This window comes from Streptomyces sp. NBC_01166 (genome assembly GCF_045039765.1).
Classification (GTDB): domain Bacteria; phylum Actinomycetota; class Actinomycetes; order Streptomycetales; family Streptomycetaceae; genus Streptomyces.
The window spans coordinates 5324948-5337704 of the sequence record NZ_CP108613.1 but is presented as its reverse complement, the minus strand read 5'-3'; the positions used below and the strand labels follow the sequence as shown (position 1 = coordinate 5337704).

The following is a 12757-nucleotide window of genomic DNA, read 5'->3' as shown; positions in this document are numbered from 1 at the left end:
TTACGGGGACGGAGCGGGGGCCCGGGCCGCCGGGTCCGTCGCACCGGTCGGGGTGAGGGCGGCCGTCGGGAGTTCCACGCGGACCTCCGTGCCCTTGGCCGCCCGTCCCTTGCCGATGCGGATGCGTGCGCCGATGGAGGCCGCGCGTTCGACCATGCCGACGAGCCCGAAGTGGCCGGCCCGCCGCAGGTCGTCGAGCGTGGTGCCCGTGGGCAGGCCCTGGCCGTCGTCGTACACGCTGACACGCAGGACGTCGCCCTTGATGCCGGCGAGGACGACGAGGTACGTGGGATGGGCGTGCCGGTTGGCGTTCTCCATCGCTTCGGAGGCGACGGTGAGCAGCTGCCGGGCGACGACCTGCGGGACGAGGGGTACGGGCGTGTCGCCCAGGGTGCGGAACACGGTGTTCATCCCGTGGCGCCGGGTGAAGTCCTCAGCCCTGGAGCGGAGTTCCGCGACGAGGTCGACGCCGCCGTCGAGCCCGGATTCGCGGCGCAGGTCGGACAGGAGTTCGCGGGACTCGGCGGCGGCCCGGCGGGCGGATCTGGCCACCAGTTCCGCCTGGTGCCGGACGGTGAGCGGGTCCATCCGGTCGGAGGAGCGGGCGAGTCCCTCGGCTGCCAGGGCGAGGCCGTGCAGGGTCTTGGCGACGGAGTCGTGCATCTCCCGTGCCAGCCGGGCGCGTTCGTCCTCGACGGCCACGCTGACGGCGAGACGGGCCCGGGTCTCGGTCAGCGCCTGGCTGGCCGCGCCGACGCGGAGCATCAGATTGCGCAGGGCGACGCCGACGGCTCCCGCGAGGACGCAGAAGCCGGGGAGGAGGAGCACCTCGGCCACGCTTGACTGGGGGCGGTTGTCGACGCTGAAGGCGGCGGCCAGGATCAGGCTCTGCACGACGGCGAAGATGCCGGCGACGCGCCAGCCGTAGAGCAGTCCGGCGAGCAGCGGGGTGCAGACGACCGCGTAACCGAGGGTCGACTCGGGGGTGGCGGTGAACAGGAGCAGCGCGCCGAAGACCGTGTCCACCCCGAGGAGCAGCGGGTGACGCACGAGGAGCGGCCCGAAGCGTTCCCAGTCGCGGTAGAGGGCGTACGAGCCGACGAACGTCACCAGGACCGCCGATCCCACGAGCCAGCCGGCGAGTCCGGGGGCGCTGTTGTCGACCGCTTGGGGGGTGCCGATGGCGATCATGGCGAGCCGGAAGAGGAACACCTGGCGGGCCAGCGCCTGGAGGGCGTTGACCTGGATGGAGACCGTGGGCGCGGGGCCCACCGGGGTGGACAGGGTGTGGCGGGGGTCCGCGGACTCCGGTCCCGGCTGCAGGGAGATCGTCATCGGCCCGTCGCTCACTCCCCCGTCAGGGATCCGAAGTTGGTGCCGGATCCGAGCAGCATGGCGGCGCCCATGAGGATCACGGTCGCGGGGATCATGAACGTGGTCACCATCAGGGTGGCCCTGGGGACCGCCTTGGCCGCCTTCCGCCGGGCGTTCTGCGCGTCGGTGCGCCGCATGTCGTTGGCGATGGCGATGAGGGTGTCGACGATGGGCGCGCCGAGCTCCTCACCCTGCTGGAGCGCGGTGACGAACATGGCGACCTGTTCGGAGTCGTTGCGTCGGCGCAGCTCGTCGAAGGCCTGGCGGCGGCTGACGCCCATGTCCATCTGGCGCAGGGTGATGCGCAGTTCGTCGGCCCACGGGCCCTTGTACTTGTCCGAGACCCGGTCGAGTGCCTGCCGGAAGCCGAGCCCGGCGGAGACGACGACGGCAAGGACGTCCAGGAAGTCGGGGAGCGTGCGGTCGATGTCGTCCCGGCGTTTGCGGACGGCGGCCCAGATGCCGACCTCGCCCCAGAAGAGGCCGAAGGCGACCATGAGGAGTGCCACGAAGAACTGGCCGCTGGTGAGCATGACGAAGGCGGCGGTGCCGCCGAGGATGCTGTAGACGGCGCGGCGGGCGGCGTAGCGGTCGATGGTGAGTCCGCCGGGGTTGCCCGCCATGTCGATCTTGCGGCGTTTGTCGTTGACCTTCTTGGGCCCCATCAGGCGGAGCACGAGGGGTGCCCAGCGCATTCCGAGACGGTCGATGCCGGAGCCCACCGCCGTGGTGCGGGTCGAGCCCACCTCCAGGGCGAGCGCGAGGTCGCCGGGGAGGGTGGCCTCGGCGCGGTACATCCGTACGCCCTTGAAGACGCCGAACACACTGAGGCCGACGACGAGAGCGAGCAGCAGTTCCATATCGGTCCCCTCCTCAGATATCGATCTTGGAAATGCGGCGGATGGCGACGAAGCCGACGGTGTAGAGGCCGAGCGAGACGATGACGGCGACCTGGCCGGCGAACGATCCCGTCATACGGTCGAGTGCTCCCGGGAGCATCGTGTTGACGAGGAGCATCGCGCCGACGCCGATGGCGGGGACGGCGTACGCGGTGGCGTTGATCTGCGAGAGCTGGGTGCGGACCTCGCGCCGGGTCTCCTTGCGCTCCTCCAGGGTGATGGTGAGGTTGCGCAGCGAGGAGACGACCTGGCCACCGGCCCGGTTGGAGAGGATGAGGGTGGCGACGAGGACGACCAGTTCGCGGGAGGGCAGGCGGGTGGCGAGCTCGTCCAGCGCGTCGTCGAGCGTGCGGCCCACACCCAGCTGGTCGGCGACGATGCGGAGTTCGTCGCCCGCGGGCGCTTCGAGTTCATCGGCGGCCATGGCGATGGAGGTGCGCAGGGAGAGCCCTGCCTGGGTGGCGTTGGCCAGCACCCTGGAGATCTCCGGCAGCTGGCTGATGAAGGCCTCGGTGCGCTTGGTGCGGTGCCAGTTGAGGAAGGTGTTGGCGGCCCAGATCCCTGCGAGCCCGGCGAGCGGTCCGAAGAACGAGGCCAGGACGGATGCCGCGATGAGCCACAGGGCCACCACCCCGGCCACGACGTAGAGGAAGTACTCGCCGGGAGTGAGGTCGAGGCCGGTGGCCGCGAGCTTCAGCTCGATCCTCTTGCCCAGTTTCGTACGGCGCAGCCGGCGGTCGACCCCCCGGAAGCGGCGCTGCGGGCCCATGTCGATCTGGCCGGTCGAGGAGAGCCGGTCGACGAGGGCTTCGCGCTGGGCCTTGCCCGAGGTGTAGGCGTGCAGGCCCAGGACGCCGAGTACGCAGCACAGCAGCGTGACGCCGAGGGTGAGCGGTGCGAGGTTGTCCATGTCGGGGTACCTATCTGGCCTCTCGGGTGGCGAGGTATTCGTCTGACGGGGCGACCCCGAAGGCCTGGGGGATCGGCTGTCCGGCCATGTAGAGCCGGTCGGCGATACGACGCGGGAGCGGGAGGGCCTGGAAGTCACCGTGGATCGCGCCGTCGGTGTCCATCGGCCGGGCGTCGAACCGGGCGACGGTGACGATCTTGTACGGGTCACGGCCGTGCGAGTCGAGCACCGCGATCTCGGTGACCCTCCTGCTGCCGTCGGCGTGCCGGGTCAGCTGGACGATCACGTCCACGGCGCTGTTGATCTGGTCGTGCAGGGCCTCGAAGGGGATCTTGATCTCGGACATCGACGCGAGGGTCTGGAGTCGCATCAGCGCGTCCTCGGCGCTGTTGGCGTGAACGGTGGCCAGCGAACCGTCGTGGCCGGTCGACATCGCCTGGAGCATGTCGAGCGATTCGCCGCCTCGCACCTCACCGACGACGATCCGGTCGGGGCGCATACGCAGGGAGTTGCGGACCAGGTCGCGGATGGTGATCTGGCCCTTCCCCTCCACGTTCGCGGGACGCGACTCCAGCCGGATCACGTGCTTCTGCTGGAGCTGGAGTTCGGCGGAGTCCTCGATGGTGACGATCCGCTCGCCCTCGGGGATGAGCCCGGAGAGCGCGTTGAGCAGCGTGGTCTTCCCGGTGCCCGTGGCCCCGGAGACGATCACGTTGAACTTGGCCTGGACGAGCCCGGCGAGCAGCAGCAGCATGTGCTGGTCCAGGGAGCCGAAGCTGATCATCTCCTGGAGCGAGAAGGACCTGGGGAAGCGCCGGATGGTGAGCGTCGCGCCGGTGAGGGAGAGCGGCGGGATGATGACGTTGACGCGCTCGCCGCTGGGGAGGCGGGCGTCGACCATCGGATTGGCCTCGTCCACGCGCCGGTTGACGGTGGAGACGATGCGCTCGATGGTCTGCATCAGCTGCTCGTGGCTGGCGAAGCGCAGGGGCAGCTGCTCGACCCTGCCCGCCCGTTCGACGTAGATCTGGTCAGGTCCGTTGACCATGATCTCCGTGATGGAGGCGTCCTCCAGGAGCGGTTCGAGGACGCCGAGCCCGAGTGCCTCGTCGACGACGCGCCGGATGAGCTGGGAGCGTTCGACGGTGGAGAGGACCGGGCCCTCACGGCTGATGATGTGGCCCAGCACGCGTTCGAGCCGGGCGCGGCGGTCCGCCGTGGCCAGCGAGGACATCTCCGCGAGGTCGATCTCCTCGAGGAGCTTCGCGCGGTACGTCGCGACCAGGTGGCCGTCCTCCCGTCCCCCTCCGCGCTCCTCGGGGGCGGTGATGCGTGCCCGCAGGCTCATGGGTGGTACTCCTCGGATGGGATGGGGTGCCTAGTCGCGGGGCATGGTGGCGGACTTCTCGACGGTCCGGTCACCGAGCAGGCCGAGCAGGATGTCCGGGATCTTGACGGTGACCGTCACGGTGACCGCGTCGCCCCCGGCGGGCGGCGAGATCTGGGACCGCTCGGCGACCCAGCCGGTCATGGACGCCCTTCCGACCTGCGCGTAGGACCCCGACACGTCCTCCTGCGCGGCGGTACGCGCGGCGGCCCTGGCCGCGGTGCCCGCCTGCTGGGCGGTGTAGGCGATCAGGCCGAGCTGGATGCCTGCGAGGCCGATGAGGATGAGGACGGGGAGGAAGCCGAGGTACTCGACGGCGGTCGAGCCGCGGTCCCTGCCCCTGGCCCTTCCCGGTCTCCGTCCGGCCGAGCAGGGGATGCGTACGGGTGCCATGACGCGTCACTTCCCTTCCGCGGCCGCGCCGGCCGTTGCCGTTACGGGGATGGGGAGGCTGGCGAAGCCGGGGAACAGGACGGGGGCCCTCAGGCGGATGTTGACCTTGACCATGTCGTCCCCCGGGGACCCGCATTCGCCGATCTCCACGGTCTCGTCCCAGGCGCTCGGAAGACGTTCGTACACGGCCGCCTCGCACTTGCTCTGCATGTCCCACGCCCCCGCCGCGACCGCTTTGCGTACGCCTTCGTCGGCGGCTCCGCTCGCCAGCGTGAACGTGTAGCCCACCAGGACCGCCTGCCAGAGCAGCACCAGGGTCACCAGGATGATGGGCACCATCCCGGTGAACTCGACGCTCAGCTGTCCGCCGTCGCGTCTCAGCCATGTCCGTATCCGGCCCGGTTCTCCCGCGTCCCTCGTCACTGTCGGCCTCCCCCGCTGGTCGTGCCGCCCTTGCGCTTGCGGCCCCCGATCGAGCCCTTGTCGCCGCGCAGCATGCCGCCGCGCGACTCCGCTCCCTGCGAAGGCTTCACGAGCCCGAGCTCTCCCGCCAGGGCCCAGAGGGCCTGTTTGACGGTGGAGCGTGGGTCCAGCTCGTGCATCCGGCCCGAGTCCACGGCGCCCTGGAGCTCCTTGAAGTTCGCCGGGACCGCCGTGCCCGCCATCCGGGTCCCGGTGATCCGCTGGATCAGGGCGGGCTGGATCTCCGTGTTGCGGTTGAAGCGGTTGACGAGGATCACCGTCTCCTCGGCCTTGCGGACCTGGAGCCGGTCCCACATCCGCACGATGCGCTTGGCGCCCCGCACGGCGACGACGTCCGGTGTCGTCACCAGCACGGCGGTGTCGGCCATCTCGATCGCCGCCGCGTTGGCCCCGTTCATCTGGCTTCCGCAGTCGATGACGACGATCTCGTAGCGCGAGCGCAGCGCACTGACGATCTGTCGGGCCGACCGGTCGCTGACCTCCTCGCCGCGTTCGCCCTCCCCCGGTGCCAGCAACAGCGCCAGCCCGGTGGTGTGGGAGAAGACGGCGTCGGAGAGGACGCGCGGTGATATGTCGGCGATGGCCGCGAGGTCGACGACGGAACGCCGGAACTGCACGTCGAGGTAGGCGGCGATGTCACCGGTCTGGAGGTCCAGGTCGACGAGCGCGGCCGTGCGCCCGGAGGCCTGCGCGGCCAGGGCCAGCTGTACGGCGGTGAGGGTCGTCCCGACCCCGCCCTTGGCCCCGGTGACCGTGACGACCGTGCCGCCCGGGCCGGTGAACACATCGGCGCCCGCCCCGAGGTGGCGTCGTACGCCCGTGGACCACTGCGCGGCGGCCTGCACCCGGTTGGCGAGCTCCTCGTAACTCAGGGGGAGGGTGACCAGGCCCCGCGCTCCCGCGTCCATGGCCGCGGCGAAGAGGCCGGGGCTCGCGTCGGCGGTGATCAGCACGACCCCCACGGCGGGGAAGCGCAGGGACACCTCCCGGATCAGCTCCAGGGCGGGCACCGGGCCGATCCCCTCGTGGACCAGCACGACCTCGGGCAGTTCCTCGATGGACTCCCCGGCGAGGCGTGCGAGGGTGTCGATGAGCTGCGTCGAGTCGCCGACCGGAGCGGCCGGCTCCGCGTCGGGGAGCTGGCTGAGCAGGGTGGTGACGGACCTGGCCGCGTCGGGGTCACCGACCGACGGGAGGATTCTGGTGGTCATCCGATCCTCACTTGTCCTTGTCGAGCGTGTAGGTCCGGTCGCCCGGACGGATGGTGCCGTCGCTGCCGGGGGCGATCAGTGCGAGACGCACGTGCTGGGCGAAGGACTCCGCGTACGCGACGCGCTGGGTGTCGAGGGTGTTGAGCGCGAAGGTGATCGGCACGGCCTCGGTCGCCTGGTTCCTGTCGTCCTTCTTCGGCTCCAGGGCGGTCAGTTCGCCGACGTCGAGGACCTTGGCGTTGGAGACGATGACCTTGGACTGGGAGACCTCGCCGTCCCGCTCGCCCGCGAACGTGGCGTAGATGTTCACCTTGTCGTTCGGCCGGATCTTGCCCGCGACGCCCGTCGCGGCGTCGATCATGATGGCGATCTCCTGCTCGCCCGGCCTCAGCTCCGGGCTCCTCACCATCATGTCGGACTGCATCAGGGAACCCTCCTGCAGCTCGGTGACCGCGATCTTGCCGTCGACCTCGTCGATGTCCGTGACGGCGTTGTCCGACAGCCAGCGTTTGGGCATGGAGACCTTCTCGAACTGCCCTGCGGAGAGGTCCGTGTACGGGGCCACGTCCTTCTTGAGCCGGTAGGCGTCGACCTCGGGCCCGACCTTGGAGTTGACGTCGCTGATCACCGAGAGCACCCCGGCGAAGGCACCGAAGGCGCACAGGACCGACAGGAGCAGGAGTATCACGCCGCGGCGCTGGCGGGAGTTCATGGGCCGGACAACCTCGTTCGATTCGGATGCGTGGAGCAGCGGACAGAAAGGGATGCGCGGTGTCTGCGGAGAGCCCCGGGCACGCTAGGTGCTCGGTGGCGCGGCCGCGCCAAGACTCAGGACACCCGGGGAGTGCATTCGGTTCTCCGGCGGTGCCAGCGGGGAGGAACAGAACCCGCAGCGGTCGCCGATGAGCTCCATTCCGCACCAGTGGCAGCTTTCCCGGCGTACGGAGGAAACGAGCTGGTAGATCACGGAGATGTCCGGAAGGAAGGAGGCGAATTCCACCAGCTTCCCGGTGCCCCACCAGCGCGGCGAACCGGAAGGCAGCGCACACTCCTGAATGGCCTGTACCCCCCATGCAGGGGCGAGCGTCTGCTGGACCCATTCCGACGCCAACTGGCCTTTGGCGACCAGCAGTTGTGTGGCGAATGGCGGTCCGGCCGGCGGTTCGGCCGTCGGGCCGATCCTGACCAGCTGCGGGCTCGGGCCGGCGAGCACGGCGAACTGGGATCCTGGCAGCCAGGACTTGGCGTGGGTCTTGAGGCTGACGGGGACCATGTCGAGCCTGGCCACCGAGTTCAGCAGGGCTCCGGCGTGGATGTAGTGCGCGAGCAGCCGGGCCGCCGAGGCCACCACCCCCGGGCTGAAATCGCAGATGGAGAGCTGACGCAACTGCCGCACGAGGACGGCCACACCGAGCGGTGGCAGGTCCGTCTTCAGCAGGGCGATGCGGTCGCTCTCCAGGACCGAGCGGATGGCGTGCAGTCTGCGTTCATGTGCGGGGCCGATACCCGTGGGATAGACGGCGATCACATAACCGTGCTGCTCCAGGAGCAGGTTCATGTCACCGATCGCGAGGTCGAGGGGCTGGGCTTCGGGTGCCTGGAGCAGCGCCGCCGTGGGTGTCTGCTGATCGGTCGGCGGTAGCACGAGATCAGCACTGGTCACTGCTATTGCGGTCGGCACGCTCTTCCCCGTTCCGGCTCCGGCCGTCGTCGGGGGGACTCCGGCCGCAATCGCTCCTGCTCCGTGCTTCTTCCCCAGCACTTTAGCCACGTCAGACCAGGCAGAGAACAGATACCGGAACCCAGTACGAAGACGGTACGGCACAGGCGTTCGCTACGCCTCCGTACGAAATCGGACGAAAAGCAATGTGGTTAACTCCTGCACCACTGCGCAGAGTTACCCCGGCCGACCGGGTTTGAAATCCGCGGGAATTCATCCGCCCACGTCAGAACGGATTGCGGCCGCTTTCCCCGGCCCTCCGCGATATCCACTCCGTCACGCTCGACGCGTTCCGGCCGAACCACCCGTGCGAGTGGACCCGCGCGACCGGGAACGGTCACTCGAAGGTGAGCGCGAACCCTGTCCGGCCCTTCGGGACCGCCCCACCGTACGCATCAGGACCGCCAGAGGTCTTGACAACTTGATTGGTCTGGACCAGTTTATCGGCCAACGGTGGCCACCGTTCCCGCCAGCACCCCCAACTCCCCCACCGGAGGCAGCAAGTGGAACGCTCCGCAGGCAGCAGCAGGCACAGAAGACGCCGGGTCCGGCCGCTCCTCGGCGGGGCCGTCGTCGTGGTCGCGGCGGGGGCGCTGGGCGTCACCGGGCTCGTCAGCACCGCTCAGGCGGCCGACGTCAACGTGGCCAGGAACGCCGGATTCGAGTCCGGGCTCGCCAACTGGACCTGTTCCGGGGGCAGCGGCGCCGCCGTCACCTCCCCCGTGCACGGCGGTTCCTCCGCGCTCAGGGCCACTCCGGCGGGCCAGGACAACGCCAAGTGCGCCCAGAGCGTGGCCGTGAAGCCCAGCTCCACCTACACCCTGAGCTCCTGGGTACAGGGCGGTTACGCCTATCTCGGTGCGAGCGGCACGGGCACGACGGACGTCTCCACCTGGTCGCCCGGCTCCAGCAACTGGACCCAGCTGCGGACCACCTTCACCACCGGCCCCTCCACCACCTCGGTGACCGTCTACACCCACGGCTGGTACGGCCAGGCCGCCTACGTCGCGGACGACGTCGAGGTGAGCGGACCCGACGGCGGCGGTGGCACGGACCCGGGGCCCGCGATCCCCGGGGCCCCCGCCGGACTGGCCGTCGCCACGACGACCACCTCCTCCGTCACCCTGAACTGGAACGCGGTCTCCGGCGCCACCGGCTACACCGTCTACCGGAACGGCTCGAAGGCGACCACCTCCACCGGCACCTCCGCGACGGTGACCGGTCTCGCCGCGGACACCGCGTACCAGTTCTCCGTCAGCGCGACGAACGCCGCCGGTGAGTCCGTCAAGTCGGCCACCGTCAGCGGCCGTACGGCGAAGGCCACCGACCCGGGCCCCGGCCCGACGACGTCGGTCCCCAAGCACGCGGTGACCGGCTACTGGCAGAACTTCAACAACGGCGCCACCGTCCAGAAGCTCAGCGACGTCCCCGCCGACTACGACATCATCGCCGTCTCCTTCGCGGACGCCACGGCCACGCCCGGCGCCGTCACCTTCAACCTGGACTCGGCGGGGCTGAACGGTTACACCGTCGACCAGTTCAAGGCCGACATCAAGGCCAAGCAGGCCGCCGGCAAGAACGTCATCATCTCCGTCGGCGGAGAGAAGGGGGCCGTCGCCGTCAACAGCGACGCCTCCGCCACCGCCTTCGCGGACTCGGTGTACGCGCTCATCCAGGAGTACGGCTTCAACGGCGTCGACATCGACCTGGAGAACGGCCTCAACTCCACCTACATGACGAAGGCCCTGCGCTCTCTCTCGTCGAAGGCGGGCTCCGGCCTCGTCATCACGATGGCCCCGCAGACCATCGACATGCAGTCCACGTCCGGTGAGTACTTCAAGACGGCGCTCAACATCAAGGACATCCTGACCGTCGTCAACATGCAGTACTACAACAGCGGCTCGATGCTGGGCTGCGACGGCAAGGTCTACTCGCAGGGCTCGGTGGACTTCCTCACCGCGCTCGCCTGCATCCAGCTGGAGGGCGGCCTCGCCCCGTCCCAGGTCGGCCTCGGCGTCCCCGCCTCCACCCGCGGCGCGGGCAGCGGCTACGTCGCCCCGTCCGTCGTGAACGCGGCCCTGGACTGCCTGGCCAAGGGCACGGGCTGCGGCTCCTTCAAGCCGTCCAGGACCTACCCGGACCTGCGCGGCGCGATGACCTGGTCCACGAACTGGGACGCCACGGCGGGCAACGCCTGGTCCAAGGCGGTCGGCCCGCACGTCCACGGCCTCCCGTAACGCGAAGGCCCCATCGGTCCAGCAGCGCCGCCGCTCCCCCGGCGGCGCTGCTGCGTACTCCGCGTCACCAGGGCAGTTCGCGCACCTGCTGGACGCACAGCACGATGAACAGCAGGCCCGCGGCGCCCAGCATCCCGTTACTCAGCCAGCCGTTGCGCCATTCCCTCGGCGTGCGGGACGAGTTGAGCAGCCACAGCAGGGTCAGGGCCAGGAACGGCATGAAGAAGGCGCCCAGGACGCCGTAGCCGATGACGAGCCCGAAGGGTTCGTCCAGCCACAGCAGCGTCATCGGCGGGAAGGTCAGCCAGAGCAGATACGCCCGGAACGGCACGGACCGCTCCTGCCGGCCGACGGTCTCGCTGCCCGCCCTCTCCACGCCCGTCTCGTCGCGGGCGGCCCGGATCCGCTCCACGAAGTCGGCGAACATCAGGCTCACGCCGTGCCACACACCGATGAGCGACGAGAACGACGTCGCGAAGAAGCCGACCAGGAACAGCTTCGCCGTGCCCGCCCCGAAGCGGTCCTCCAGGATCTGGCCGAGGTCGATCAGCCCCCGGTCGCCCTTCGTCAGGGCGATCTGCGAGGAGTGCAGCAGTTCGGCACCGACGATCAGCATGGCGACGACGAAGACACCGGTGGTGATGTAGGCGGCCCGGTTGTCGAGCCGCATCACCTTCATCCAGGAGGTGTCGGACCACCCCTTGGCGTTGACCCAGTACCCGTACGCCGCCATGGTGATGGTGCCGCCGACCCCGCCGATCAGCCCGAGCGTATAGATCAGTGAGCCGTCCGGGAGGACGGGGAGCAGCCCCGCGAAGGAGGCGCCGACGTCCGGCACCACCCGGATCGCGACGTAGACCACGACGATGAACATCACGCCGATCAGGACGGTCATGACCTTCTCGAAGACGGCGTACTGGTTGAACCAGACGAAGACCAGGCCGACCAGCCCGGTGATGATCGCCCAGCTCTTCAGGCCGGGCCCGTCGGGGAAGAGCGCCACGATGGGCAGGGCGCTGGAGGACATGGCCGTCGCGCCGTACACGAAGCCCCAGATGACGACGTACACGGCGAAGTAGCCCGTGGTCCACCCGCCGAGGGTGCGCCAGCCGTCGAAGAGGGTGCGGCCCGTCGCCAGGTGCCAGCGGCCCACGGCCTCCGCGAGGGAGATCTTGACCAGGCAGCCGATCACCGCCGCCCACATGAGGGTGTAGCCGAATTTGCTGCCCGCGATGAGCGTCGCGACCAGGTCCCCCGCTCCGACACCGGTGGCCGCGACGACGATGCCGGGCCCGATGTAGCGCCAACTGGATTTACGCGGCTGGGAGCTCAGCTCCCCCGCCCCTGTGGTCTCGCTTGTCTCCGCCATGTCGATCAACGAAGCGCATCACGCCGGATCGCACAAGGGGGCGCGTCGCCCCTTTCGGGTCGGGCGCCGCCGGCGGTGTGCGGGCGTCAGTGTCCCTTGCCGTCCCAGTGCGCGAGGACGGCGTCCGCCCCGGCGTGCAGGACCTGGGCGGGCGTGCCGTCACACACCTGCGTGGAGACGCCGAGCAGGAAGCCGTGGATCATCGAGGTCACGCCGTCCACGTCGGTGTCCTCGGCGAGTTCACCGGAGGCGACGCCACGTACGACGCACTCCCTGATGTGTGCCCGGTCGGTCGCGCGGCGCGCCGCCACGACCCTGCGTGCTCCGGCTTCGTCCGCCATGGGCGGGTGCACCGTTCCCGAGAGGGCGATGAGACACCCCGGCGGGTGGGACGGGTCGGTCTGCATGTCGATCGATGCGTGCAGGAGCCGGGCGACGGCCGCGCGGGGGCTCACCGCCTCGTCGGCCGCGGCGTCGGTCACGCTGCCCGGCCCGGCGATGTAGTGCTCGACGGCCCTCTCGAACAGCCCCTCCTTCGAGCCGAAGGCGCCGTACAGGCTGGCCGAGGACAGCCCTGTGGCGTCACGGAGCTGGGCGAGCGATGTCGCTTCGTAGCCCTGTTCCCAGAACAGGAGCATCGCCGCCTCCAGGACCACCTCCATGTCGAAGGCGCGGGGACGACCGGCGGGGGACACGACGAACCACCTCCATTACAGACTGTGCGATCCAGTTTGACACCCATGGACCACCCGGTCAATATCGGATCGGTCGATC

Annotated in this window: 12 protein-coding genes; 1 reads left to right on the top strand and 11 read right to left on the bottom strand. The window is 69.7% G+C overall.

Translation table 11 applies throughout. The annotated features are described in order from the left end of the window. The 9 genes from OG379_RS24720 to OG379_RS24680 form a co-directional block, all read right to left on the bottom strand. Positions 1–1335: a sensor histidine kinase gene (locus OG379_RS24720; protein WP_405665200.1), complete on the bottom strand. Its 1335-nt coding sequence runs from the start codon at positions 1333–1335 to the stop codon at positions 1–3. Positions 1336–1346: 11 nt separating this feature from the next. Next, positions 1347–2234 (bottom strand): DUF5936 domain-containing protein, encoded by an 888-nt coding sequence (locus OG379_RS24715; protein ID WP_393764832.1) that lies wholly within the window; start codon positions 2232–2234, stop codon positions 1347–1349. 13 nt (positions 2235–2247) lie between these two features. Beyond that, the gene (locus OG379_RS24710; protein ID WP_393764830.1) at positions 2248–3183 is read right to left on the bottom strand and encodes a type II secretion system F family protein; all 936 of its coding nucleotides are present in this window, start codon (positions 3181–3183) and stop codon (positions 2248–2250) included. Between the two features lie 10 nt (positions 3184–3193). After that, a complete protein-coding gene (locus tag OG379_RS24705; protein ID WP_405665199.1) occupies positions 3194–4531 on the bottom strand; it encodes a CpaF family protein in 1338 nt (445 codons plus the stop codon). 30 nt (positions 4532–4561) lie between these two features. After that, a complete protein-coding gene (locus tag OG379_RS24700) occupies positions 4562–4963 on the bottom strand; it encodes a TadE/TadG family type IV pilus assembly protein (RefSeq protein ID WP_405665198.1) in 402 nt (133 codons plus the stop codon). Positions 4964–4969: 6 nt separating this feature from the next. Next, on the bottom strand, positions 4970–5386 hold the full coding sequence (locus tag OG379_RS24695; RefSeq protein WP_405665197.1) for a TadE family protein: 417 nt from the start codon (positions 5384–5386) through the stop codon (positions 4970–4972). Beyond that, positions 5383–6657, bottom strand: a complete 1275-nt coding sequence (locus OG379_RS24690) for a CpaE family protein (RefSeq protein ID WP_405665196.1) — start codon at positions 6655–6657, stop codon at positions 5383–5385. The genes OG379_RS24695 and OG379_RS24690 overlap by 4 nt, the downstream gene beginning before the upstream one ends. A gap of 7 nt (positions 6658–6664) precedes the next feature. After that, on the bottom strand, positions 6665–7369 hold the full coding sequence (cpaB, locus tag OG379_RS24685; RefSeq protein ID WP_362940041.1) for a Flp pilus assembly protein CpaB: 705 nt from the start codon (positions 7367–7369) through the stop codon (positions 6665–6667). An 84-nt stretch (positions 7370–7453) separates the two neighbouring features. After that, the gene (locus tag OG379_RS24680) at positions 7454–8320 is read right to left on the bottom strand and encodes a hypothetical protein (protein ID WP_405665195.1); all 867 of its coding nucleotides are present in this window, start codon (positions 8318–8320) and stop codon (positions 7454–7456) included. Between the two features lie 560 nt (positions 8321–8880). Here OG379_RS24680 and OG379_RS24675 point away from each other — a divergent pair. Then, positions 8881–10614 carry a chitinase gene (locus OG379_RS24675; protein ID WP_405665194.1) on the top strand — a complete coding sequence of 578 codons (1734 nt, stop codon included), beginning with the start codon at positions 8881–8883 and terminating at the stop codon, positions 10612–10614. A 64-nt stretch (positions 10615–10678) separates the two neighbouring features. Here the strand turns inward: OG379_RS24675 and OG379_RS24670 are convergent, their stop codons facing one another. Together OG379_RS24670 and OG379_RS24665 are read right to left on the bottom strand one after the other, a co-directional pair. Then, complete coding sequence (locus OG379_RS24670; protein WP_405665193.1) at positions 10679–11983, bottom strand: Nramp family divalent metal transporter; 1305 nt, start codon at positions 11981–11983, stop codon at positions 10679–10681. A gap of 86 nt (positions 11984–12069) precedes the next feature. Beyond that, entirely contained in the window at positions 12070–12678 is a 609-nt protein-coding gene (locus tag OG379_RS24665) for a TetR/AcrR family transcriptional regulator (protein ID WP_405665192.1), read from the bottom strand. Between the last annotated feature and the right edge of the window lie 79 nt (positions 12679–12757).